21 protein-coding genes are annotated in these 22,378 nt (G+C 72.4%); 11 read left to right on the plus strand and 10 right to left on the minus strand.

Features of this window, described 5'->3' with window-relative positions:
• Positions 1-62 precede the first annotated feature (62 nt).
• Both ACLBXX_RS06670 and ACLBXX_RS06675 read right to left on the minus strand, forming a co-directional pair.
• Positions 63-1,577: a flotillin family protein gene (locus ACLBXX_RS06670; RefSeq protein ID WP_447657390.1), complete on the minus strand. Its 1,515-nt coding sequence runs from the start codon at positions 1,575-1,577 to the stop codon at positions 63-65.
• A 61-nt stretch (positions 1,578-1,638) separates the two neighbouring features.
• On the minus strand, positions 1,639-2,106 hold the full coding sequence (locus ACLBXX_RS06675) for an NfeD family protein (RefSeq protein ID WP_310243591.1): 468 nt from the start codon (positions 2,104-2,106) through the stop codon (positions 1,639-1,641).
• 231 nt (positions 2,107-2,337) lie between these two features.
• On the opposite strand from ACLBXX_RS06675, the gene ACLBXX_RS06680 reads away from it, so the two are divergent.
• The 4 genes from ACLBXX_RS06680 (at position 2,338) to ACLBXX_RS06695 (ending at position 6,609) form a co-directional block, all read left to right on the plus strand.
• A complete protein-coding gene (locus tag ACLBXX_RS06680) occupies positions 2,338-3,354 on the plus strand; it encodes an ATP-binding cassette domain-containing protein (protein WP_447657391.1) in 1,017 nt (338 codons plus the stop codon).
• Positions 3,351-4,172, plus strand: a complete 822-nt coding sequence (locus ACLBXX_RS06685; protein ID WP_376013188.1) for an ABC transporter permease — start codon at positions 3,351-3,353, stop codon at positions 4,170-4,172. Before ACLBXX_RS06680 ends, ACLBXX_RS06685 begins: the two co-directional genes overlap by 4 nt.
• Positions 4,173-4,280: 108 nt before the next feature.
• Positions 4,281-4,739 (plus strand): GNAT family N-acetyltransferase, encoded by a 459-nt coding sequence (locus ACLBXX_RS06690; RefSeq protein WP_447657392.1) that lies wholly within the window; start codon positions 4,281-4,283, stop codon positions 4,737-4,739.
• Positions 4,740-5,106: 367 nt separating this feature from the next.
• On the plus strand, positions 5,107-6,609 hold the full coding sequence (locus tag ACLBXX_RS06695; RefSeq protein WP_447657393.1) for a DUF222 domain-containing protein: 1,503 nt from the start codon (positions 5,107-5,109) through the stop codon (positions 6,607-6,609).
• A 25-nt stretch (positions 6,610-6,634) separates the two neighbouring features.
• Here ACLBXX_RS06695 and ACLBXX_RS06700 read toward each other — a convergent pair whose 3' ends face one another.
• Genes ACLBXX_RS06700 through ACLBXX_RS06710 form a run of 3 tightly spaced genes read right to left on the minus strand, consistent with a single transcriptional unit; the run spans position 6,635 to position 10,691 of the window.
• Positions 6,635-9,616 carry an ATP-binding protein gene (locus tag ACLBXX_RS06700; protein ID WP_447657394.1) on the minus strand — a complete coding sequence of 994 codons (2,982 nt, stop codon included), beginning with the start codon at positions 9,614-9,616 and terminating at the stop codon, positions 6,635-6,637.
• A 53-nt stretch (positions 9,617-9,669) separates the two neighbouring features.
• Positions 9,670-10,092 carry a DUF1801 domain-containing protein gene (locus ACLBXX_RS06705; protein WP_447657395.1) on the minus strand — a complete coding sequence of 141 codons (423 nt, stop codon included), beginning with the start codon at positions 10,090-10,092 and terminating at the stop codon, positions 9,670-9,672.
• 14 nt (positions 10,093-10,106) lie between these two features.
• Positions 10,107-10,691, minus strand: coding sequence for an HhH-GPD-type base excision DNA repair protein (locus tag ACLBXX_RS06710; RefSeq protein ID WP_387141433.1), 585 nt, complete (start codon positions 10,689-10,691; stop codon positions 10,107-10,109).
• 62 nt (positions 10,692-10,753) lie between these two features.
• Here ACLBXX_RS06710 and ACLBXX_RS06715 point away from each other — a divergent pair, with 62 nt between their 5' ends.
• From ACLBXX_RS06715 to ACLBXX_RS06745, 7 genes are all read left to right on the plus strand, one after another.
• A complete protein-coding gene (locus ACLBXX_RS06715; protein WP_447657396.1) occupies positions 10,754-12,295 on the plus strand; it encodes a protoporphyrinogen/coproporphyrinogen oxidase in 1,542 nt (513 codons plus the stop codon).
• A gap of 98 nt (positions 12,296-12,393) precedes the next feature.
• Positions 12,394-12,783 carry a hypothetical protein gene (locus tag ACLBXX_RS06720; RefSeq protein WP_387141427.1) on the plus strand — a complete coding sequence of 130 codons (390 nt, stop codon included), beginning with the start codon at positions 12,394-12,396 and terminating at the stop codon, positions 12,781-12,783.
• 4 nt (positions 12,784-12,787) lie between these two features.
• On the plus strand, positions 12,788-13,189 hold the full coding sequence (locus tag ACLBXX_RS06725; protein ID WP_310286232.1) for a phage holin family protein: 402 nt from the start codon (positions 12,788-12,790) through the stop codon (positions 13,187-13,189).
• Positions 13,179-13,478 carry a hypothetical protein gene (locus ACLBXX_RS06730; protein ID WP_310286231.1) on the plus strand — a complete coding sequence of 100 codons (300 nt, stop codon included), beginning with the start codon at positions 13,179-13,181 and terminating at the stop codon, positions 13,476-13,478. The genes ACLBXX_RS06725 and ACLBXX_RS06730 overlap by 11 nt, the downstream gene beginning before the upstream one ends.
• A 186-nt stretch (positions 13,479-13,664) precedes the next feature.
• Complete coding sequence (locus ACLBXX_RS06735) at positions 13,665-14,513, plus strand: uroporphyrinogen-III synthase (protein WP_310239998.1); 849 nt, start codon at positions 13,665-13,667, stop codon at positions 14,511-14,513.
• Positions 14,514-14,520: 7 nt separating this feature from the next.
• On the plus strand, positions 14,521-15,504 hold the full coding sequence (gene cofD / locus ACLBXX_RS06740) for a 2-phospho-L-lactate transferase (protein WP_447657397.1): 984 nt from the start codon (positions 14,521-14,523) through the stop codon (positions 15,502-15,504).
• Between the two features lie 2 nt (positions 15,505-15,506).
• Positions 15,507-16,250, plus strand: coding sequence for a sulfite exporter TauE/SafE family protein (locus tag ACLBXX_RS06745; protein WP_056366501.1), 744 nt, complete (start codon positions 15,507-15,509; stop codon positions 16,248-16,250).
• A gap of 10 nt (positions 16,251-16,260) precedes the next feature.
• Here the strand turns inward: ACLBXX_RS06745 and ACLBXX_RS06750 are convergent, their stop codons facing one another.
• Genes ACLBXX_RS06750 through cofG form a run of 5 tightly spaced genes read right to left on the minus strand, consistent with a single transcriptional unit; the run spans position 16,261 to position 22,266 of the window.
• Positions 16,261-16,692 (minus strand): cupin domain-containing protein, encoded by a 432-nt coding sequence (locus ACLBXX_RS06750; RefSeq protein ID WP_447657398.1) that lies wholly within the window; start codon positions 16,690-16,692, stop codon positions 16,261-16,263.
• Between the two features lie 9 nt (positions 16,693-16,701).
• Positions 16,702-17,379 carry a 2-phospho-L-lactate guanylyltransferase gene (gene cofC, locus ACLBXX_RS06755; RefSeq protein WP_447657399.1) on the minus strand — a complete coding sequence of 226 codons (678 nt, stop codon included), beginning with the start codon at positions 17,377-17,379 and terminating at the stop codon, positions 16,702-16,704.
• Positions 17,376-18,386, minus strand: a complete 1,011-nt coding sequence (gene fgd / locus ACLBXX_RS06760; protein WP_387141406.1) for a glucose-6-phosphate dehydrogenase (coenzyme-F420) — start codon at positions 18,384-18,386, stop codon at positions 17,376-17,378. Before fgd ends, cofC begins: the two co-directional genes overlap by 4 nt.
• Complete coding sequence (locus ACLBXX_RS06765) at positions 18,383-19,852, minus strand: flavin-containing monooxygenase (RefSeq protein WP_447657400.1); 1,470 nt, start codon at positions 19,850-19,852, stop codon at positions 18,383-18,385. Before ACLBXX_RS06765 ends, fgd begins: the two co-directional genes overlap by 4 nt.
• Complete coding sequence (cofG, locus tag ACLBXX_RS06770; protein ID WP_447657483.1) at positions 19,849-22,266, minus strand: 7,8-didemethyl-8-hydroxy-5-deazariboflavin synthase CofG; 2,418 nt, start codon at positions 22,264-22,266, stop codon at positions 19,849-19,851. The genes ACLBXX_RS06765 and cofG overlap by 4 nt, the downstream gene beginning before the upstream one ends.
• Positions 22,267-22,378 lie beyond the last annotated feature (112 nt).

Here is a 22,378-nt window from a genome sequence, read left to right on the forward strand (position 1 = left end):
CCCGGAGCGCCCCCCCCCCCCCCCCCGCCCCGCGGGGGGCCGGGCGCTGTGCGACGGAAGGGTCAGCCGCCGATCGCGGCGGCGGCATCCTTCGCGGCGTTCTTCGCAGCGGTGCCCGCGTCGCCGGCTGCGGACAGCGCGTCGGCCCCCGCGGTCTTCAGCGCGAAGGCCTGCAGCAGCGTCGTGAGGTCGAGGCCGGTGAGACCCTTCACGACCTCGGTGCCCTCGCCGAGCACGCGTCCGACGGTCTTCGTCATCTCGGATGCGCCATCGGTCGAGACGACGGTGAGCTTGTCGATCGACGCGATCGGCTCGGCCGCGGCCCGCACGATGTCGGGCAGGCGCGAGATGATCTCCTGCGCGAGCGCGGCCTCGCCGTACTTCTGCAGCGCGAGAGCCTTCGCGTCGGTCGAGGCGGCCTCGGCGAGACCCTCGGCCTGGATCGCCGAGGCGCGGGCCTCACCCTCGGCCTTGATGCCGGCGGCGAGGGCGACCTGCTTGTCGCGCTCGGCCTCACCCGAGAAGCGCACCGCGGTCGCCGCGGCTTCGGCGTCCTGCACGGCGGCGACCTTGTTCGCCTCGGCGATCTTGGTGCGCTTGTAGGCGTCGGCCTCCGTCGCGGCGTTGGCCGCGTCACGGAGGGCCGTCGCGCGCTGCACCTCGGCGTAGGCCTGCGCCTCGGCGGGCTTGCGGATCTCGATATCGAGACGCTCCTGCGTCACGAGCGCCTGCTCGGTGAGGGCCTCGCGCTCCTGCACGGCGACGAGCTTGTCCTGCTCGGCCGTGGCGAGCTGGCCGGAAGCCTGCGCTTCGGCGTTCGCGCGGTCGGTCTCGGCCTTGATCGTGGCCTGCTTGAGGGCGAGCGCCTTCTGGCGCTCAGCGATCTGCTCCGACGCCTCGATGCGCGCGAACTCGCTGGCGCGGGATGCCTCGGCCTCGCTGATCTCGGCGACCTGACGCGCGCGGGCGGCCTCGGCGCGGCCGAGGTTGGCGAGGTAGTCGCTGCCGGGCGTGGAGATGTCGCTGATGTTGAGGAGGTCGACCTGCAGGCCCTGCTCGACGAGGTCGGCCTTGGTCTCGGCGACGACGCGGTCGGAGAGGCTCTTGCGGTCGGAGATGATCTGCTCGATGGTCATGTCGCCGACGATCGAGCGGAGCGACCCTTCGAGCGACTCCTTGATGATCTCGGTGAGGAGGTCCTGCTGCGAGAGGAAGCGCTGTGCGGCGCGGCGCACGCCGTCCTCCGTGCCGGAGACCTTGAAGTTGATCGAGGCCTTGATCGCGATCTTGATGCGGTTCTTGTCGACGCCCTCGACGGTGATGCCGATCTGACGCTGCTCGAGCGAGATCGAGAAGCCCTGCTGGAGGATCGGCCACACGAACGTGCGACCGCCGATCACGACGCGCTGGCCGCTGCCGGTCTCGCCGTGTGCCGGGCGGCCGGCCCCGCGTCCGACGATCACGAGGGCCTCGTTCGGAGGCACGCGGCGGATGCGCCGCGCGATGAAGGTGATCAGTCCGAGCACCGCCACGATGAGGGCGACGACCGCGATGATCTGGATGAGTTCGTTCGTCATGGACGACCTTTCTCGTGGGATGCCGCGACCCGGGGTTCCCGACCCGGACCGCGGTGGGGATCTACTCCGCGACGACCTTGACGCGGGTGCCGGCGTGCTCGATGACGCGCACGCGCACGCCCTCGGCGATGGTGTCGTCCGCGTAGGCGAGGCGTCGCTCGACCTCGTGCGGACCGTCGAGGCTGACCTCGCCGCCGGCAGGGGAGACCGTCGAGCGCGTGACGCCCGACAGGCCGAGCGCCGACGCCGGCACGCCGTCCGAGCTCTTGGTCAGCCGCTTCACGAAGAGCACGGCGATGACGTAGGCGATGATCGCCAGCACCGCGGCGAGCACGTACGCCCAGAGCGTGTCGAGCCCGTTCGTGGTGGTGAGGGCGCCGGATGCGCCGAACACCACGGCCGCGATGCCCAGGGCGGTGCCCGAGATGGCGCCGTCGCCGATGTCGAAGTGGTCGAAGATGTCGCCGACGATGAGCGAGATCAGCAGCACGGCGAGGCCGACGCCTCCGACGATCAGGAAGGGCAGCACGGTGTCTCCTGCAAGGGTGCGGGGCGGGCGGGTCCTTCCACCCTAGCCAGGGGTTGGGACCCGGTGTCCAATCCGGGACCGGATGTGGAAAACGCGCTCCGCAGGCGTGCTGTCGATGCATCCGTCCCTCTCGACAGCACGATGACAGCGGCGTGACAGCGGGACGCCGGGGGCGACAGCGGGGTGACAATGCCGCGGGCGCACTCTGGGTGACGTCGAAAGGCGAATCCCATGACCATCACCAGTTCCGCATCCCGCACCCCTGCGGTCCGCGCCGAAGGCCTCGTCAAGAGCTTCGGCGCCAACCGCGCGGTCGACGGCGTCGATCTGACCGTCGAAGCCGGCACCGTCTACGGTGTGCTCGGCCCCAACGGCGCGGGCAAGACCACCACCATCAGCATGCTGGCCACCCTGCTGCGCCCCGACGCCGGGAAGGCCGAGATCTTCGGCTACGACGTCGTGCGCCACCCGCAGATCGTGCGCCAGCTCATCGGCCTCACCGGCCAGTTCGCGTCCGTCGACGAGACGCTCTCGGCCACCGAGAACCTCGTCATCTTCGGCCGCCTCCTCGGGCTCTCGCGCATCGACGCGAAGCGCAAGGCCGCAGAGCTCCTCGAGGAGTTCTCGCTCACCGAGGCCGCCACCCGGCCTCTGGCGAAGTTCTCCGGCGGCATGCGCCGCCGCCTCGACCTCGCAGCATCCCTCATCGCCCAGCCTCCGCTGATCTTCCTCGACGAGCCGACCACGGGGCTCGACCCGCGCACCCGTGGGCAGATGTGGGACACGATCCGCCGGCTCGTGGCGACGGGGTCGACGGTGCTGCTCACGACGCAGTACCTCGATGAAGCCGACCAGCTCGCCGACCGCATCGCCGTCATCGACCGCGGCACCGTCGTCGCCGAGGGCACGGCGCTCGAGCTCAAGGCCTCGGTCGGCCAGTCCTCGCTGCTGCTGCGGCTGCGCGCGGGATCCGACATCGTCGAGGCGCAGCGCGAGATCTCGCGCGTGCTGGGTGTGACGGCCATCGTCTCGCCCGAGGCCGCACGTCTCACCGTGCCGATGAGCGACCCCGATCGCGTCGCCGACCTGCTCGTGGCGTTCCGCGACGCCGATCTGCACCTCGAGGAGCTCAGCGTGCAGCAGCCGTCGCTCGACGAGGTCTTCCTGACCCTCACCGGCAAGGGCGTGCCGGAGGACGACGAGGCCGCCCACGCGACGGCCGACGAACTCGAAGGAGCCCGCGCATGACCGCCATCGCGACCCCCATCACCCCGGTCGCCGACCGCGACCTCTCGAACCGCTCGACGCTCGGCCTGACGGTGCGCAACACCCTCACCATGGCGTGGCGCGGCATCCTGAAGATCCGGCGCACCCCCGAGCAGCTCATCGACGTGACGGTGCAGCCGATCATCTTCACGCTGATGTTCACGTACATCTTCGGCGGCGCGATCGCCGGCGATGTGCAGAACTACCTGCCGATCATCATCCCGGGGATCCTCGTGCAGACCGTGATCACGACCTCCGTCGTCACCGGAGTGCAGCTGCGCGAAGACATGGACAAGGGCGTGTTCGACCGCTTCCGCTCGCTCCCGATCGCCCGCATCGCGCCGCTGTCGGGCGCGCTGCTGGCCGACACCCTGCGCTACACGATCGCCACGACGCTCACGTTCACGATGGGCTTCATCATGGGCTTCCGCCCCGGCGGCGGACTGGCGGGCGTGATCGCGGCCGGGCTCCTCGTCATCGCCTGCTCGTGGGCGATGAGCTGGATCTTCGCCTTCTTCGGCGTGATCGCGCGCACCGCCTCGAGCGTGCAGGGCATCTCGATGCTCATCCTCTTCCCGCTGACGTTCCTCTCGAACGCGTTCGTGCCGGCCGACACCATGCCCGACTGGCTGCAGTGGTTCGTCGAGGCGAACCCCGTCTCGCACCTCGTGACGGCGGTGCGCGGGCTGGTGAACGACGGCACGGTGACGGCCGACGTCTTCACCGCGCTGCTGGGCGCGGCCGTGATCGTGGCCGTGTTCGCACCCCTCACGGTGCGCGCGTACATGCGGAAGGCGTGAGTGGATGCCGCGGCCCGCGGCTCTGACGACGGGCCGGGGTGGGAAGGGCCGGGGTGGCGGAAGCTGCCCCGGCCCTTCGGCGTCGCGCGCGGATGGTTGACTGGTGGGGTGCCGCTGGAGGAGTGCCGCACAGGCGACGTCGCGGCGCTGACGGCGTTCCTGCGCGAGGTCGACCTGACGCTGAGCGGCCTCGATGCGCCGAGCGTGCGGCTGTGGCTGGACCGCGACCAGCACGGCGCGATCGTCGGCAGCACGGGCTACGAGATCAGCGCGGACGGCCGGCATGCGCTGATCCGCAGCGTGGCCGTGAGCCCCGCCCGGCGGTCGCGGGGGAGCGGTACGGCCCTGGCTCGATTCGCGCTGGATCGCGCGGCAGACGAGGGTGCGAGCACCGCGTGGCTGTTCAGCCGTCGCTCGGGACCGTTCTGGCAGGGTCTGGGGTTCTCGCCGGCGGATCGTGACGAGCTCGCGCAGGCGCTGGCCGACACCCATCAGGTGCAGTTGTTCCGGCGGACCGGCCAACTCGATCGCGAGGTGGCCTGGTCGAGACCGCTGAGTCAGGTCTGACGGTCCTCGCGACGGGCCGGCCGTGCGCTTCATGTGCTCTCGCCGAGTGCACCCGTCGTGCGCGCGAGGATCGTGTGCGCTCGGCGAGAGCACGTGTTCTCAACGGATGCCTCGGGCCGGCGCAGCTCCGCCCCGCGGGGTCGGTCAGGCTCAGCCGAGCGGCGCGACGAGAGCGGCGATGTCGTCGTCACCGTCTGATTCGCCCCCCGCCGTCGGAACAGCGGCATCCGGCAGCAGCACGTCGTTCCCGAGACGCTCGCGGTGAATGTCGGAGGTTGCTTCTAGTCTCTGGCTAAGAGATCGAGCTCGTGCCCACTTCGTTCGGTCTTCCGTCGCACCCGTCTGGGTGCTGTGCAGCGGGAGCATCATGGGCCAGCGAGTCGGCAGTGACGACGCGACCTGGGGTGCGCTGGACCGGGTGGTGACCGAGGTGCAGGCGACCCGCGCGGCGATCGCGCGGTTGCAGGCAGCAGAGGTGCGGTTGCTCACGGATGCAGCCGAGATCGTGCGTGCTCGGGAGCATTCCCGACGCGCGGCGGGTCGCAAGAGTCCGCACGACCTGCCGTTGCGGGAGATCTCCGCCGAGCTCGGCGCGGCGATGCGGCTGAGTGACCGGGCGGTGCAGGCGCGGATGTCGGCGGCGAGCACGCTCCGCGAGTCGTTCGGGGCGACGTTCGTGGCGCTGGTGGAGGGGCGCATCGACCTGGCGCACGCGTCGGCGATCGTCGACGCCGGCGCGGTGATCGCCGACGCGGGGATGCGGGAGCAGTACGAACGCATCGTGCTGGACGCCGCCGGGTTCGAGACCCCGCACCGGCTCCGCGCGATCGCCCGGGTGGTCGCCGGCCGCATCGACCCCGACCTGGCCGAAGAACTCCGGCGCCGTGCCGCCACGCAGCGGCGGATCCGGGTCGTCGACCTGGACGACGGCATGTCACGGCTGCTCGCCGACCTGCCGGCGGTCCTCGCCCATGCGATCTTCGATCGGCTCACCCGGATGGCCGAGAGTGAGCGTGACGCCGAACGCGCCCACGCCGACGCAGCCGCCGGCGCGGCGGCCGAATCTGAAGCGACGGCCGCCGAGGACACCGGAGGGCCGGACAGCCCCGCCGACGTGGGCGGGCCGGACGACGTCACGGACGCCACCGATGCGGCCAACCTGATGGAGCCCGCCCTCGCAGACCGTTCGTCCGTCGCCCCGCCGGACTCACCCGCGCTGGCCACCGGGCCGCAGTGCGACGAACGATCGCTCGACGAACTGCGGGCGGACATCTTCGCCGACATGATGCTCACCGCGGCGCCCGCCGGGCGCGGCGACGGCGACACTCTGGCGTCGATCCGCGCCGAAGTGCAGATCACGATCCCGGTACTCACGGCAGCGGGCAAGAGCAACGAACCCGCTCTGCTGGCCGGCTACGGCCCCATCGACCGCGACACCGCGTGCGTGCTCGCCGCCGCCGCACCCGGGTGGGACCGGGTGATGTACCACCCGCACAGCGGTCTCCCGATGGCCGTCGACAGATATCGAGCCTCGGCGGCGCTGAAGCGATTCCTCCGCGCTCGAGACGAGCGCTGTCGTTTCCCCGGATGCCCGCACCGACCCCGACGATCCGACATCGACCACACCATCGACCGCGCCTTGGGCGGCGAGACCAGCGACGACAACCTGGCCCACCTCTGCCGCCGACATCACACGCTCAAACACGCCACCGTGTGGCGGGTCCGGCAACGGGGGAACGGAATCCTCGAATGGAGCAGCCCCACCGGCCGCGCTTACCTCGACAGACCGCTGTCCACCGTGCAGTTCGTGCCATCTGGAGCCCTCGACCGGTTGTTGTCGGCGCCGTACGACGGTGAAGCCCCGTTCTGATGGCGCATGCGTGTGACACCCTGGCTCAGGCGAGCAGCGTCGTCAGTGCGGCGACGTCGTCGTCACCGTCTGATTCGCCCCGCGCAGTCGGAGCAGCGCCATCCGGCAGCAGCACGTCGTTCCCGAGGCGCTCGCGCATCACACGAAGGAACGGGTCGGACGCGTCGACCCCGCCCCGCAGGCGCGCCGCGGCGACGAGGGCGCGCCGGGCGTCGGCATCCCGTCCCGTCGTCGCGAGCCAGCCGGCGATCGACACGGCGACGTCCGCGACGATGGGGTGGTCGCCGCTGCGGGCGGCAGCCGGCAGCGCCTCGGCCAGGGCGGCGTGCGCCTCATCGACCCGCCCTTCCAGGAGGAGGGCCTGCGCACGGCGCGAGCGCGACCACGCGATCAGCTGATCCGGAAACGACGGCAGCATCTCGGCGGCGACGACATCCAGGTGGCGCAGAGCCGCGGCCCCGTCGCCGACCGCGATCTCGATGGCCGCCGCGTCCATGTCGGTCTGCGCGATCGCGCGCGGCGAGTCCTTCGCGCGTGCGAGCTCCTGCGATTCGTGCAGTCGCGCCCGTGCCTCGTCGAGGCGGCCCAGCCGCAGCAACAGGCCGATGCTCTGCGACCGCTGCTGGACGAGATCCGTCACCGACGTGAGGCCGAGGAGGCCCGCCGACGAAGCATCGGCGACGGCGAGCGCCTCATCGAGCCTGCCCGCCAGCTGGAGCCACTCCGACCGCATCTGGCTCGCGAACGCGGTGCCCCAGACGTCCCCGAGCTCGCGGAACGTCGACACCGCCTTCTCGCTCTCGATGCCGAGGGTCTGGTTGTCGCCGCCGTTCTGCGCGATGGCCGATCGCAGCATGCTGATCAGGGCGAGGGTCCACGTGGGGGCGTCCTCGAGTCCTTCGTCGCCGATGGTGACGTTCCGCGACCACGGCGCGCCGGGTCGGTGGTTCTGCGCGGCGGCGAGGATGGCTCGGAGGATCGGACCGAGGGCTGCCGAGAGTTCGCTGCGGTGCTCGGCGGCGGCCTCGATCACCGCCGGCACCTCGCGCTCGAAACGAGCCAGGCCCGCGACGGTCGGCTCGCCCGGACGCGCGTCGGTGCTCCCTGCCGCGGGAGCGCCGGTCGCCGCCGGGTCGAGGCGCGAGGGACCCTCGACCGCGTCCTCGAGGTCGCGCGCGAACGCGCTGCCCAGTAGGGCGATCGCGCGCACCACCACAGCCGCTTCCGAGTCGAGGCTCGCGGCGGCCTCGCCGAACCGCATGACTCCTGACTGCAGCTCCTCGAAGCGCTCGCGCATCAGCCACGTCCACAGGCACGCGCGCACCAGCCGCACGCCCACGTCCTCCATATCCGGCTGGTCGGCGCAGACGCGCAACGCCGCGCTGAGGTTCTCGTCGTCGGCGTCGAACCAGGCGAGGGCCTCGCGCACCTCGGGTCCGCGCAGGCGCGCATCCTCGCGCGCCGCGAGCCCGGCCATCGCCCGGGCCTGCACCGCGCGGAACTCGGCCTCGCGTCCCTCCGTTCGCAGGCGATCGATGCCGTACTCGCGGACCGTCTCGAGCATCCGCAGCCGCCGGTCCGACCGTCGCAGCAGCGACTTGTCGACGAGACCGTCGAAGGCGTCGGCATCGACGTCGAACCCGTTGCCGATCGCCGGCACATCGCGCACATCCACCCCGTCGGGGAACACCGCGGCGGCCCGCAGTGCGGTGCGCTCGGCATCCGTCAGCGTCTCCCAGCTCCAGTCGATCAGCGCCCGGAGCGTCTGATGCCGCGCCTCGATCGCCTTCGGCCCGGTCGCCAGCAGCGCGAAGCGGTCGTCGAGGCCGCTGTCGATCTCGGAGATCGTCAGCGTGCGGGACTTCGCCGCGGCGAGTTCGAGCGCCAGCGGCAGACCGTCCAGACGCGTCACGATGCGCTCGACAGCGGCCTCTTCGTCGGGCGTCGGCGCAGAGCCGCGCGCGGCTCGCACCCGGCGCGAGAACAGTTCGCGGGCATCGCGGTCGGGGAGCGGGCCGAGGTCGACGAACGCCTCGCCGGCGAGTCCCAGCGGTTCGCGGCTGGTGGCGAGGATCCGCGACCCGGGAGCGCTGCGCAGCACCTCGAGCGCGACCGCGGCGGCCTCGGCCGACACGTGCTCGCAATTGTCGAGCACCACGAGCAGGGTGCGTCCCGCCAGCGCCTCCGCGACGCGGTCGCGCGCGCTCGTCGAGACGAGTTCGCCGACACGGATGCTGCGCCCCACCGCTCCCGCGACGGCCGCCCACACCTCGCCCGGCGCCGCCGGCGCGAGCTCGACCACCACCGCACCGGGAGCGCGCCGTGCGGTCTCGAACGCGAGGGTCGTCTTGCCCGCGCCGCCCGGTCCGATCAGGGTCACGAGCCGCTCGTCGCGGAGCTGGTCCCCGATGAGTTCGAGCTCGCGCCTGCGCCCGATCAGCGGAGTCAGCGCTGCGGGCACCGACGCGTCGACACCCTGGCCTGAGGAGTCCTCGGCGCCGCGCGGCGTGCCCGGATCCGCGGCATCCGTTCCCCTCGCCGCAAGGAGGCGTTCGGCGTGCGCGCGGTCCTCGAGGAGGTCGCGCACGACCCAGTCGAAGCCGTCGCCCGGGGTCCAGGGGTCGCCACGCCAGAGGTCCAGCGCCGCGCGCGCGTCGCCCGCCGCCGCAGCGGGATCGGCCGCGCGCCGGGCACGGGCCACGAGGTCCTGGAACTGCGCGAGGTCCACCTGGTCGCGGGCGATCGCGAGCCGGTACCCGCCGGGCACGGCCTCGAGCGCGCCCGCGGGCAGGCCGCGGCGCAGCCGCGACGCGAGGGATTGCAGCGCAGCGCGTGGGTCTTCGGGGAGGTCGTCGGGCCAGACGTCCTCGGCGAGCGAACGGTACGCGACCGTCGTCCCGGCGTCGAGGGCGAGGCGGAAGAGCAGTGCCTCCTGGCCGCGGCCGCGGATCTCGAGCGGAGCGCCGTCCGCCTCCGCCGCGAGTCCTCCGAAGAACCTCAGCCGCACGTCGTCCACCTTAGGACTCGCGACCCGGGCAGCCGGGGAGGCCGATCGGGCGGTCAGTCCGTGACGGTGTAGGTCGTGTCGCCGGTCTCGCCGGCGAGCACACGGCGGTAGTCCTCGGCGAAGATCTCGCGGAGCACGCCGGCATCGACCGCGTCGAGGTCCTTGATGTACAGGCAGCTGACGCCGGTCTCGTGCGGCCCCAGGTTCGCGAGCCGCTCGCCGTGCGCGGCGGTGCGCAGCGTGTACACCGTCGTGGATTCGCGGCGCGGCGAGAACGCCGCGATCGGGGCGTCGCCCTCACTGCCGGCCGCCGAGCGGTAGTGGCACGAGCCGAAGCCGATGATGGTGCCCCAGAGCTCCGGCTCGCGACCGGTGACTTCGCGCAGAAGATCGATCATCGCAGCGGCGTCGCGCTGCCGCTTCGCCGGCCGCACCGCGGCGACGAACTCGTCGACGTCCCCTCCGGTCTTCTTCATCGCGCGCCTCCGTGTCAGCCCTTGGCTGCGGCCTTCATCGCGCGCTTGTGCTCGCGCACCTTCGTCAGCGACTCCGGCGAGACGATGTCGGCGACGCTGCGAAACGACCCCTCGTCGCCGTACGAGCCGGCCGCCTCGCGCCACCCGGCGCCGGTGAAGCCGTACTGCTTGCCGAGGAGCGCCAGGAAGATCTTCGCCTTCTGCTCGCCGAAGCCCGGCAGGGCCTTCAGCCGCTTCAGCACGGTCGGCCCGTCCGGTGCTTCGGCGTGCTCCGCGGCCGGGCGGGTCCAGATCGCCGACGCGTCGCCGCCCCAGTCCTGCTCGACCGCCGCGCAGAGCGCCTGCACGCGTGCTGCCATCGAGCCCGGGAACCGGTGGACCGCCGGCGTCGCCTTGAAGAGCTCCGTGAACGCCTCGGGCTCGAAGCTCGCGATCGCCGCGGCATCCAGCGTCCCCGCCCGCTCCGAGATCTTGAGCGGTCCGGCGAACGCCGTCTCCATCGCGACCTGCTGGTCGAGCAGCATGCCGATCAGCAGGGCGAGCGGGTCGTCGGTGAGCAGGCGGTCGGCGGCGTCGTCGCCCGTGATGTGGAGCGTCATGCGGCCCAGTCTCCCACCGCCCGCCCCTGCCGGCACAGTTCGCGGATGGGAGGATGGATCCCGTGACCATCCCCACGCCCGCTCCCGACGCCGGCAGGTCGCCTGGGCCCTCCGGGCCCGCGGGCCCCACCCCCGAGCCGTTCCACGACCTCGTCGAGCACGCACGCGAGACGCACGTGGTCGTCATCGGCGGCGGCATCGCCGGGCTCGTCGCGGCGTGGGAGTGCGCCAAGGTCGGCATGGCGGTGACGCTGGTGGAGGCGTCCGATCGCCTCGGCGGCACCATCGGGTCCGCCCGCATCGCGGGGCTCGAGCTCGAGACCGGCGTGACCTGCTGGTCGACCCGCGGCGGCACGGTGCGCGGGCTCGTCGACGAAGTGCTGCCGGATGCCGCGATCGTGCGCCCGCGCGACGACCGCGAGTGGATCGCGGGCCTGCCGAAGGGCGCGGCGGCGCCGCTGCCCGCCGAGCAGGTTCTCGGAATCCCCGCCAACCCGTGGGACGAGAGCGTGCGCCGGATCATCGGCTGGGGCGGCACGTGGCGCGCTTACGTCGATCGCCTGCGTCCCCCGCTCACGATCGGCGCCCAGCGCAGCCTCGGCCGGCTCGTGCACGGCCGCATGGGCGACAAGGTCTTGGATCGCCTGGTGGCTCCGCTCACGATCGACCGCTTCGGCCTCGACCCCGTCGATGTCGACGTCGAGGTCGCCGCCCCCGGACTCAGCAACGCGCTCACCCGCACCGGGTGGCTCGGCGGTGCGGTCGCCGACGTGCGCGTCGATGCCCCGAGCGCCGCGATCGAGGGGCTGGACGGTGGGATGCCGCAGCTCACCGCCGCGCTCGCCGACAGGCTCGCGGAGCGCGAGGTGGCGATCCACACCGGCGCGCTGGCGACCGGGCTCGTGCGCAGCGACCGACGCTGGACGGTCGAACTCGCGACGATCGCGCCCGAGGGCGCGGCGCCCGCACCGGACCGGCTGGACGCCGACGCGGTCATCGTGGCGACCGACGAGACCACGGCGCGCGCGCTCCTCGCCGCCGCGCTCGGCACCCCCGCGTTCGCCGACGTCGCCGCCGCAGGCATCGCCCGCGACGTCGTGACGCTCGTGGTGGACGCCCCCGAGCTCGACGGGGCGCCGCGCGGCGCCCACGTCCACGCCGTCCCAGGCGCTTCCCGCGCGACCGGCCTCGTCCACGAGACCGCGCGGTGGGAGTGGCTGGCGCGGGACGCGGGCGCCGGGCGCCATGTCGTGCGCGTCGCCTTCGGCGCCCCCGGGATCGCTCCGGCGACCGAGGGATTGTCCGACGCCGACGCGGCGGTGATGGCCGTGGCCGAGGCATCCGTCCTCCTCGGTGTGCAGCTCGACGAGGGCCGGATCGCCGGAGCGCACCGCGACGCGTACACCCTCGTCCCTCCCGCGTCGACCCTCGGGAGGCGTGAGCGCACCGACGCCGCCCGCGCCGCGATCGCCCGCGCACCGGGGCTCGCCGCCGTCGGCGCGTGGCTGTCGGGAAGCGGCCTCGCGCAGGTCGTCGCCGACGCCCAGGAAGAGGCCGACCGGCTTCGCCACAAGGCGCTGTGGGGTGCGAAGGCGGCAGAGTGAACCCTCCGCCCGAGCCCCTGTCAAGGGTGGATGCCGGAATCGGCATACAGGGCTACCCTGGGATGGTCGTCAGGTCACACCGAGCGTGAGGAGACCTCATGAAGGGCAAGGCTGGACTCGTCATCGGACTCGCGATCGGGTATGTGCTCGGTACGCGCGCGGGTCGTGAACGCTACGAGCAGATCAAGACGCAGTGGCTGAAGGTGTGGAACACCGAGCCCGTGCAGAGCCAGGTCGGCAAGGTGAAGGACTTCGCCAAGTCCCAGGCGATGGCGCTGCCGTCCACGCTGTGGGAGTCGGCCGTCAAGGTCACGCAGGCCGCCGGTTCGAAGGGCACGGCCGGGCAGAAGCTCGACGCCGCCATCAAGGTCGGCAAGGACTCGGCCGACGACGTCGGCAAGGCGGCGCAGACCTCGGCCAAGGCCGTGAAGGACGCCGTCGAGGACGCCGTCGACGACGCTTCCCAGAACGGTCGCGGCGGGGCTTGACGTGATGACCACCCCCCGCGGCTTCCGCGACCGCGCGGACGACAGCCTGCTCACCCTCCTGGGTGAGATCCCCGAGCTCGTCCGCAACCTCGTCATCGCGGAGATCGACGCCGCGAAGGCCTGGCTCGCCAAGACCGCGAAGGACGGCGGATGGGGAGCACTCTGGGTCTTCGCCGCGCTGTTCGTCCTGTTCTGGTCGGTCCCCGTGTTCGGCACGTTCGTGATCGCGGGACTGTCGTCGTGGTGGCCCGTCTGGCTGTCGGCGCTCGTCGTGTTCTTCGCGATGCTGATCGTCACCGCCGTGTTCGCGTTCATCGGCGTGCTCTACTTCCGCCGGATCGGCGAGCGCCGCAACCCGGTCCAATCGATCGCCCTGGATGTGAAGGAAGTGCGCGATGAGCTCTGACGCCCCCGTGCCGCTGTCGAAGAACTCCGTCGCGCTGCCTCGCACCGCCGTGCCCCTCGGGATCGGCGACCCCGTCGAGCAGGCGCGGACCGAGCTCAAGGCGGCGCTCGCCGCCATCGAGGAGAAGGCGAACGTCCCCCGCCGGGTCGAGCGCGCCCTCGACGAGCGGGTCGAGCAGGCCCGGGCGTTCAACCGCCGCAACCCGGCGCTCACCGCGGTCGCGGTCGTCGTGGGCGCCGCCGCGATCGGCGCGGCGGTCTGGGGCTTCGTCCGCCTCTATACGCGCTGATCCCGGGCGGAATCCCGCTCTCCACAGCGCCGAGGCAACGCCTCGCGCGATCGGGGGTATGCTCGGGAGGCAAGGCAGTGCAATGATGCGTTAGCTGCCGATCGCGCGAACCCGATTCGAATCGCGCATCGGCTGCCTCGATCTTCTTGGGCGGCCGACTGAGCATCATCGAGAGTCGACCCCCCTATGAATACCGCCGCAGCACAGCACCAGTCCGTCAAACCCCTGACCGGCTGGCGCGTTCTCGTGCCCCGCGGCGGCCCCTGGGGCGACGGCGTCGCAGCGACTCTCCGCCGTCAGGGCGCGATCCCCGTGATCGCCCCGCTCATCAACTTCGCCCCCACGAACGACCAGGCGTCGCTCGACCAGGCGCTCGCCGACCTCGCCGCCGGCAAGTTCGAGTGGCTCACGGTCACGAGCGCGACGACGGTCGACGTCCTCTACGCCTACCGCGCGGTCGTCCCGGCGACGACGAAGGTCGCCGCCGTCGGCGAGACCACGGCTGCCGCGCTCCTCGCCGTCGGCTATCGCGTCGATCTCGTCCCCGAGCGCGACAACTCGGCGGCCGGCATGGCGGAGCAGCTCATCGCCCTCGAGCCCGAGGCCCGTGACATCCTCACCCTCCGCAGCGAGATCGCGAAGCCGGTCCTCACGCGCATGCTCACCGAGGCGGGGCACCGCGTCCGCAGCGTCGTCGCCTACCGCACGGTCGGGGTACCCGTCACCGAGCGCATCGCCGAGGACGTCCACTCCGGCCGCATCAACGCGATCCTCGTGACCAGCGGCTCGGTCGCGCAGCAGGTGCACGAGCAGTTCCCCGAGATCCCCGACACCACGCTGATCGCCGCGATCGGCCCGCGCACCGCCAAGGACGCGCGCCGCGCAGGCCTCGACGTGGACGTCGTGGCCGACGCGCAGACCGTCGATGCCCTCATCGACGCCGTCGGCAAGTTCTCCCTCCCTCACGCGGCCGACGAGTTCGCCCCCAAGACCGGCATGATCCCGCGTCTCGGCGGCATCGACACCCGGAACTGACGCGCCCGTGACCGGCACGCCCCGCATCGTCGTGCTCGCGGGCGGAGTCGGCGGCTCCCGCTTCGTGCTCGGCGTCCGGGGCGCGCTGCGCGCCCGCGGCATCGACGACCCCGCCGCCGCGCTGACCGTCGTGGTCAACACCGGCGACGACATCTGGCTCTCCGGCGTCCGGCTGCAGCCCGACGTCGACTCCATCACCTATGCCCTCGCCGGGGTCAACGACGCTGAGCGCGGCTGGGGGCGGCAGGGCGACAGCGAGCGCGTCAACCACGAATTGCAGGAGTGGGGCGCGGGCTGGCCGTGGTTCACCCTCGGCGACCTCGACCTCGGCACGCATCTCGCCCGCACCGGCTGGCTGCGCGAGGGGCTCACGCCCACCGGCGTGCTGGAGCGCATGTCGCACCGCTGGGACCTCGGCGCACGTCTGCTGCCGATGACCGACAGCGAGGTCGACACCGTCGTGGTGCTCGACGACGGCACGCGTCTGCACTTCCAGGAGTGGTGGACGCGGTACCGCGCGACCCTCGCGCCCGAGCGGTTCGAGAACCCCGGCATCGACGACGCCGTCGCCGCCCCCGGCGTCGCAGAGGCGATCGCCGAGGCGGACGCCGTGCTGCTCGCGCCCTCGAACCCGGTCGTGTCGATCGGCCCGATCCTCGCCGTACCGGGCGTGCGCGAGGCGCTGCGTGCGACGACCGCCCCCATCATCGGGGTTTCGCCGATCATCGGCGGCAAGGTCGTGCGCGGCATGGCCGACGTGTGCCTCACCGCGATCGGGGTCGAGACATCCGCCACCGCCGTGGCGGGTCTGTATGGCGCCCACGCGAACGGCGGACTGCTCGACACGTGGCTGCTCGCCGAAGAGGACGAGGCCGCCGCCGACGAGGTCGCCGAGCTCGGCATCCGTCCGCTCGTCCGGCCGCTCTGGATGACGGATGCTGCGCGCCAGACCGCTCTCGGCGAGGCAGCGCTCGCCGCCGCCGGAGTGTGAGCGTGCCCGAACTCGCGTGGTGGGCGTGGGCCCTGCTCGGCCTGGGCGCCGTCGTCGTGGGCCTGTCGAAGACCGCCGTGCCCGGCGCGGGGACGATCGCCGTCGCCATCTTCGCGGCCGTGCTCCCGGCGAAGCAGTCGACCGGCGTCCTGCTGCTGCTGCTGATCGTCGCGGACATCTTCGCCGTGACCATGTATCGCCGGCACGCGGACTGGCGCACGCTGATCAAGCTCGCCCCCGCGGTCGTGGTGGGGGTGCTGCTGGGCGTCGTCTTCCTGTGGTTCGCCGACGACGTGTGGGTGAAGAAGTCGATCGGCGTGATCCTGCTGGCGGTGATCGCCATCACCCTGCTGCGTCGTCGATTCGCCTCGGGCGTCGAGGCGGGCGGCTCGCACCGCGTCGCGGCGGCGACCTACGGCACCCTCGGCGGCTTCACCACGATGGTCGCGAACGCCGCCGGACCCGTGATGTCGATGTACTTCCTCGCGGCCCGCTTCGAGGTGAAGGCGTTCCTCGGCACGGCGGCCTGGTTCTTCGCGATCGTCAACCTGTTCAAGGTGCCGTTCTCGATCGGCATCGGCATCATCACGGTGCCGGGGATCCTCATCGACCTCGTGCTCGTGCCGCTCGTCGTCGCCGCCGCGTTCCTCGGCCGGTGGCTCGCCGACCGCATGCCGCAGTCCGTCTTCGAGAAGCTCGTGATCGCGTTCACGATCGTGGGCGCGGTCTACCTGCTGATCGTCTGACCCGTCGCGCTCATCTCCACGGGGAGGGGCGGTCGTTGTCGCGCGTGCTGTCGTCGGGCAGGTGCGGCAGCTCGGTGCCGCCGGCGCGGATGCACAGCCACCGCAGCTGCTCGGGGCTGTCGGGCGTCGCCCGCCACGTGCGCCACACGCCCTGCCCGACCCGCACGACTGTCCCCGGGCCCACGTCGACGATGTCGTCGTCGAGCCCCATCTGTCCGCGGCCGGCGAGGAAGACGTACAGCTCCTCGACGTTCGCGTGCGAGTGCCAGTAGCCTGCCTGCTCACCCGGTTCGAACGCGTTCGCCGTCATGCCGATGTACTGCATCGTCATGTCGTGGTCGACGACGCGGCGCCCGTCGCGCGAGCGGTCGGGTGTGAACCCGCCGTAGTGCGCCCGCCACTCGTCGAGCCCGCCCATCTCCAGCACCTGGTAGTCGCTCATCGGGCCAGGCTATCCGGGGGAGGAGGTGAGGAGGGCAGCGGTGCGCGGGCCCAGGCCGAGGGCCCGGGCGGCGTCGAGCTGGTCGGCGGTGTCGACGTCGCGGCGCAGGGTCGAGGCATCCGGAATCGCAAGCGGCTCGCATCCCAGCGCGACGTGCCGCGCGAACGAGCCGTCGCCGAATGACGACTCCCACGGGGTGCCCGGCCCTGCGGTGACCAGCGTCGAGCCGGTGCCCTCCGCGTCGGGAACGACGGCGCGGGGGAGGGATGCTGCGGCCCGCAGCGCGTCCGCGAGGTCGGCGGGCTGCAGCGCCGGAAGGTCTCCGAGGAGGGCGGCGCGCGGCATCCGTCCGTTCGGATCGATCGCCGCGACGCCCGCCGCCACCGCGGCGTCGAGTCCGCGCGCGTCGCCCTCGGGGACGAATCGCAGCGCCGGGATCATCGCTGCGTCACGCGCGAGGGCGGCGTCGTCGGTCACCACCACGACCTGCGCGACGAGATCGCACGCGGTCGCCGCAGCGAGCGTGTCGAGCGCGATCGCGCGGGCGAGATCCGCGCGACCCACGCCGTCGACGTCGAGCCGCGACTTCGCGCGCGCCGACGGCTTGACCGGCACCACGACGACCCAGCGGTGTGTCGGTGCGGACGGTTCCACGGCGCGCTTGCGCCGGCCGAACAGCGGGGTCACGTGTACTTCGCGCGCAGGCGCGGAAGGATCTCTTCGCCGTACATCCGGAGGAACGCGCCCTGGTCGTGGCCGGGGTCGTGGAAGACGAGGTGACGGAAGCCGAGGCCGATGTACCAGCCGATGCGCTCGACGTGCTCGTCGGGGTCGTCCGACACGATGAACCGCGACGCGGCGCGCTCGATCGGCAGCGCCTCGCCGAGCCGCTGCATCTCGATGGGGTCGTCGATGCCCATCTTCTCCTCGGGCGTGAGCGCCAGCGGCGCCCAGAAGCGGGTCTTCTCCTTCGCGGCCTCGATGGTCTCGTCGAGCGACACCTTGATCTCCATCAGCGTGTCGATCGCGTCGGCCGGGCGGCCGGCCTTCTCGAGGCCCTCGTGCAGTGCGGGAAGGAGGGTGTCGGTGTACAGCTCGCGCTTCTTGCCCGACGTGGTGATGAAGCCGTCGGCGATGCGGCCGGCGAGGCGTGTCGCGGCGGGACCGGCGGCGCCGATGTAGATCGGCACGGGCTCGGGAAGCTTGTCGTAGATCGTGATGTTGCGGGCCGTGTAGTACGTGCCGTCGAAGTTGACGCGGTCCTCCGACCAGAGTCGGCGGATGAGCCCGATGGCCTCCTTGAGCCGCTGGAACCGCTCCGGCGGATCGGGCCACGTGATGCCGAGGTTCGCCTCGTTGAGCGCCTCGCCCGTGCCGACGCCGAGGATCACGCGGCCCGGGTACATCACGCCGAGCGTCGCGAAGTCCTGGGCGACGACGGTCGGGTTGTAGCGGAACGTCGGCGTCAGCACCGACGTGCCGATGAGCACGCGCGAGGTCTTCGCGCCGAGCGCGCCGAGCCAGGGCACGGATGCCGGGGCATGCCCGCCGTCGTGCAGCCACGGCTGCAGGTGGTCGGAGATGAACACCGAGTCGAACCCGGCCTCCTCGGCCTGGATCGCGTAGTCGAGGAGCTCGGCGGGGCCGAACTGCTCGGCGGACGCCTTGTAGCCGAAGCGCAGCGGAACGGTCATGCGGGTATCCCTTCGATGGCGGGTTCAGGCAGGAACTCGGAGCCGTCGGCGCGGGCGAGCCGCTCGCGGAACGCGTCGACCGTGCCCGGCCACAGCAGGGCGAGCCTGCCCGAGCGCTCGTCGACGTACCAGTTGCGGCAGCCGCCGGTCATCCAGCGGGTGGATGCCGCGGCCCGCGCGATCTCGTCGGTGTAGGTGCGCTCGGCGTCGGGGTCGACCCGCAGCGCGCGGCCGCCGCGGGCGTCGAGGACGCGCGTGACGTAGCCCGCCTGCTCCTCGAGCATGAGGACCGAGGACGAGTGGCCGAGCGAGGCATTCGGCCCGTTGAGAACGAAGAGGTTCGGGAAGCCGGCGACGACCGTCGAGGCGAACGCCGTCATCCCGCCCGACCAGTGCTCGGCGAGCGTCACGCCGCCCTCACCGCTGATCAGCTCGGCGTACGGCTGGCGCGTCGAGGCGAAACCCGTCGCGAGGACGAGGGCGTCGACCTCGTGGCGGGTGCCGTCGGAAGCGACGAGCGTCGAGCCGTCCACCTCGGTGAGCGCCTCCGGCACGAGCGTCACGGCCTCGGACGCGACAGCAGGGTAGAAGTCGTCCGACAGCAGCACGCGCTTGCACCCGAACGCGTAGTCGGGGGTGAGCGCGGCGCGCAGCGCGGGATCCGCGACCTGGCGCTCCAAGTGCGCGCGCGCCACGGCCTCGGCCTCCGCCGCCGCGGCGGAGTCGCCCGAGCGCGACGCGAAACGCGCCTCGCCCTCGGCGTAGAGGTCGGCCCGCAGTGCTTCCAGCTCCTGCGGGGTGGCGGCGAAACGGGCGCGGTCGGCGTCGGAGTAGGCGTCGCCGCCGCGCGGCACGATCCACGCGGGGGTGCGCTGGAAAAGCGTGACATGGGCTGCCGTGCGCGCGAGCTCGGGGACGATCTGCACCGCGCTCGCACCGGTGCCGACGACACCGACGCGGGCGCCCGCGAGATCGGCCGAGTGGTCCCAGCGCGCGGAGTGGAACAGCGGCCCGGGGAAGTGCTCGAGGCCCGCGATCCGCGGGATCGTCGGCTCGGTGAGGCGCCCGCACGCGAGCACGAGCACGTCGGCCGTGATGACGCCGGACGGCGTGATGAGCCGCCACACGTCGTGCGCAGCATCCCATTCGGCCGTGCGCATCGGCGTGCGCAGGAGCACCCGGTCCCGCAGATCCTCGGCGTCGACGACGTGCTCGAGGTACGCGTGGATCTCCGCGCCCTTCGCGTACGTGCCCGACCACGTGGGGTTCGGGTGGGCCGCGAAGCCGTACAGGTGCGACGGCACATCGCACGCGATGCCGGGGTAGGTGTTGTCGCGCCACGTGCCGCCGACGGATGCTGCCCGCTCCAGCACGACGAAGTCCTCGCGGCCCGCGCGGCGCAGCGCCGACGCCACCCCGATGCCGGCGAACCCGGCACCGACGATGGCGACCTCGACGCGGGTCACCGCGGGCCCACCTGACCGTAGGTCGTGGTCCGCAGGCGGAACGGCCGGAACAGCCGCGCGACCATCGCCGAGGCATCCGTCACGGGCAGTTCGAGGCCATGCTCGATGCCCGCCTCGGGCTTCACGCGGCCGTCGAGGAGGGTGCCGCCGAGGTCATCGCCGCCGGACTGCAGCAGGACGACGGATGCCTCGCGCCCGACGCGCGTCCACGGGATCTGGATGTGCGGGATGCTGCCCGACAGCAGCAGCCGCGAGACGGCGACCATGGCCCGGTGCTCGTCGAGCGGTGCGCGGCCGGGAACGAGCGAAACGCCGCCGGCGGGTCCGGGAAGCGGGATCGGCACGAACTCGCTGAACCCGCCCCCGGTCGCTGAGCCTGTCGACGCGTCCTGAATGGCCCGCAGCTGCCGCAGGTGCGCGATGCGCTCGGCGGCGGTCTCGGCGTGACCGTAGAAGATGACGCTCGTCGACCTGAATCCGGCGCGGTGCGCGGCGGTGATGCCCTCGACCCAGCGGTCGATCTCGAGGTCGGTCGGCGCGACCAGCCCGCGCACGCGCTCGCTCAGCACCTTGACGCCCGTGCCCGGCACGGTGTCGACGCCCGCCTCGCGCATCGCGGCGAGGGCCGCGTCGAGCGAGAGGCTAGAGCGGTCGGCGAGGTCGCGCACGTCCTGGGGGCGGTACGCGTGGAGATGGATGCCGGGTGCCCCGGCCTTCACCGCGCGCGCGATGTCGAGATAGCCCGAGGGGTCTTCGGAAGTCGGGAGGAGCCCCTGAACGCAGAGTTCGGAGGCGCCGAGGTCCCACGCGTCCGCCGCGATCGCCTCGACGTCGTCGAGGGTGAACGTCGCGGGGTCGTCCGTCGCGGTGGAGCGGAGGCCCGTCGAGGTGAGGTTGCGGTTCACCACGAGCGTGACCGCTTCGCCCACGGTGTAGCGGCGCACGTCGTCGGCGGTCGCCGCGAGCACGTCGAGGTCGTCGCCGGCCGCCTGGAGGAGTGCGACCCACTCCGCGTCGTCGAGCGCGAGCGGGTCCGCCGCCGCGGCCTCGGCGAGCCGGCGGATGTGGTTCAACGAGCGGGGCGAAGCGGGAACCGCACCCCCCGGTCGTTGAGCGAAGGGCGCTCTGGCGCCCGAAGACGAAACGCCCTGAGTGTCCGCGAACGCGGCGAGTCCGGTCTCGGGATCAGCGAGCGCCTCGACCGCGGGGCGCAGCGCGGGGTCGATCCACGTCTCGGGATCGAGCACGAACTCGGGCTGCGCCGTCAGGCGCTCGCGCAGCTCGAAGCCGAGCTCCGACGTCATGCGGGCCAGGTCGTCGAGGTGCGGCCACGGGCGCTCGGGGTTCACGTGGTCGGCGGTGAGCGGCGAGACGCCGCCCCAGTCGTCGGCGCCGGCGCGCACGAGCAGGCCGAACTCGGTGGCATCCGAGAGGTTCGGGGGCACCTGGATGCGCATCCGAGGACCCATCACGAGGCGGGCCACGGCCACCGCCGCGACGTACTCCAGCAGCTCCGCGTCGGGCGCGCCCTGCATCGCGGTGCGGGGCTTCGCGCGGAAGTTCTGGACGATCACTTCCTGCACGTGGCCCTGTCCGTCCACCTGGTGACGTTCGTGGGCCTCGCGGATCGCGACCAGCGACTCGGCGCGGTCGCGCACGGTCTCGCCGATCCCGACGAGGATTCCGGTGGTGAACGGCACGCGCTCGCGTCCGGCGGCGTCGATCACCTCGAGCCGCAGCGCCGGGTCCTTGTCGGGCGAGCCGAAGTGCACCTGCCCGGGCTCTTCGAAGAGGCGACGCGAGGTCGTCTCGAGCATCATGCCCATCGACGGCGCGGTGGGCCGCAGCATCCGCAGCTCTTCGGCGCTCATGACTCCCGGGTTGGCGTGGGCGAGCAGCCCCGTCTCGGCGGTCACCAGGCGGGCGATGTGCGCGACGTACTCGATGGTCGAGGCGAACCCGTGCTCGTCGAGCCACGCACGGGCCTCGGGCCAGCGGTCCTCCGGACGGTCGCCGAGGGTCAGCAGCACCTCTTTGCAGCCCATCGCCTGGCCCTGCCGCACGACGGCCAGCACCTGCTCGGGCGACATGTACGCGGGGTTGTGCTTCTTCAGGAGCTGCCCGGGGGTGTCGACGAAGACGCAGTAGTGGCAGCGGTCGCGGCACAGGGTCGTGAGCGGCACGAACACCTTGCGCGAGTACGTGATCACCCCAGGACGACCGGATGCTGCGAGCCCGGCATCACGCAGCTCCCCGGCGATCTCCAGCAGACGCTCGAACCGCTCGCCCGTCGCGCCGAGCAGCGTCTCGGCGTCGGCGGCGTCGAGACGTCCGCCGGCCGCGGCGCGCGCGAGCGCGGCGTCGACGGCGGTGGGCGAGGCCGCTCCGGGGGACGCGGTGACGGAGGGGGACACGACGGTCACCGATCCAGTCTTGCACCGCCTGCGGACCCCGGGGCGCTGGATCGTTGCCCTCCCGTAAGCAAATCAGTCCGGTTCCGGGCGCCCGCGCTGGCAGACTGGGCAC

Source organism: Microbacterium sp. C23T (assembly GCF_053345975.1).

Bases quoted from the DNA above. Each gene is read 5' to 3' on its own strand.
- ACLBXX_RS06670 (WP_447657390.1), bottom strand. From the start codon at position 1,577: ATGACGAACGAACTCATCCAGATCATCGCGGTCGTCGCCCTCATCGTG.
- ACLBXX_RS06680 (WP_447657391.1), top strand. From the start codon at position 2,338: ATGACCATCACCAGTTCCGCATCCCGCACCCCTGCGGTCCGCGCCGAA.
- ACLBXX_RS06685 (WP_376013188.1), top strand. From the start codon at position 3,351: ATGACCGCCATCGCGACCCCCATCACCCCGGTCGCCGACCGCGACCTC.
- ACLBXX_RS06695 (WP_447657393.1), top strand. From the start codon at position 5,107: ATGGGCCAGCGAGTCGGCAGTGACGACGCGACCTGGGGTGCGCTGGAC.
- ACLBXX_RS06705 (WP_447657395.1), bottom strand. From the start codon at position 10,092: ATGAAGAAGACCGGAGGGGACGTCGACGAGTTCGTCGCCGCGGTGCGG.
- ACLBXX_RS06710 (WP_387141433.1), bottom strand. From the start codon at position 10,691: ATGACGCTCCACATCACGGGCGACGACGCCGCCGACCGCCTGCTCACC.
- ACLBXX_RS06720 (WP_387141427.1), top strand. From the start codon at position 12,394: ATGAAGGGCAAGGCTGGACTCGTCATCGGACTCGCGATCGGGTATGTG.
- ACLBXX_RS06725 (WP_310286232.1), top strand. From the start codon at position 12,788: ATGACCACCCCCCGCGGCTTCCGCGACCGCGCGGACGACAGCCTGCTC.
- ACLBXX_RS06730 (WP_310286231.1), top strand. From the start codon at position 13,179: ATGAGCTCTGACGCCCCCGTGCCGCTGTCGAAGAACTCCGTCGCGCTG.
- ACLBXX_RS06735 (WP_310239998.1), top strand. From the start codon at position 13,665: ATGAATACCGCCGCAGCACAGCACCAGTCCGTCAAACCCCTGACCGGC.
- ACLBXX_RS06750 (WP_447657398.1), bottom strand. From the start codon at position 16,692: ATGAGCGACTACCAGGTGCTGGAGATGGGCGGGCTCGACGAGTGGCGG.
- fgd (WP_387141406.1), bottom strand. From the start codon at position 18,386: ATGACCGTTCCGCTGCGCTTCGGCTACAAGGCGTCCGCCGAGCAGTTC.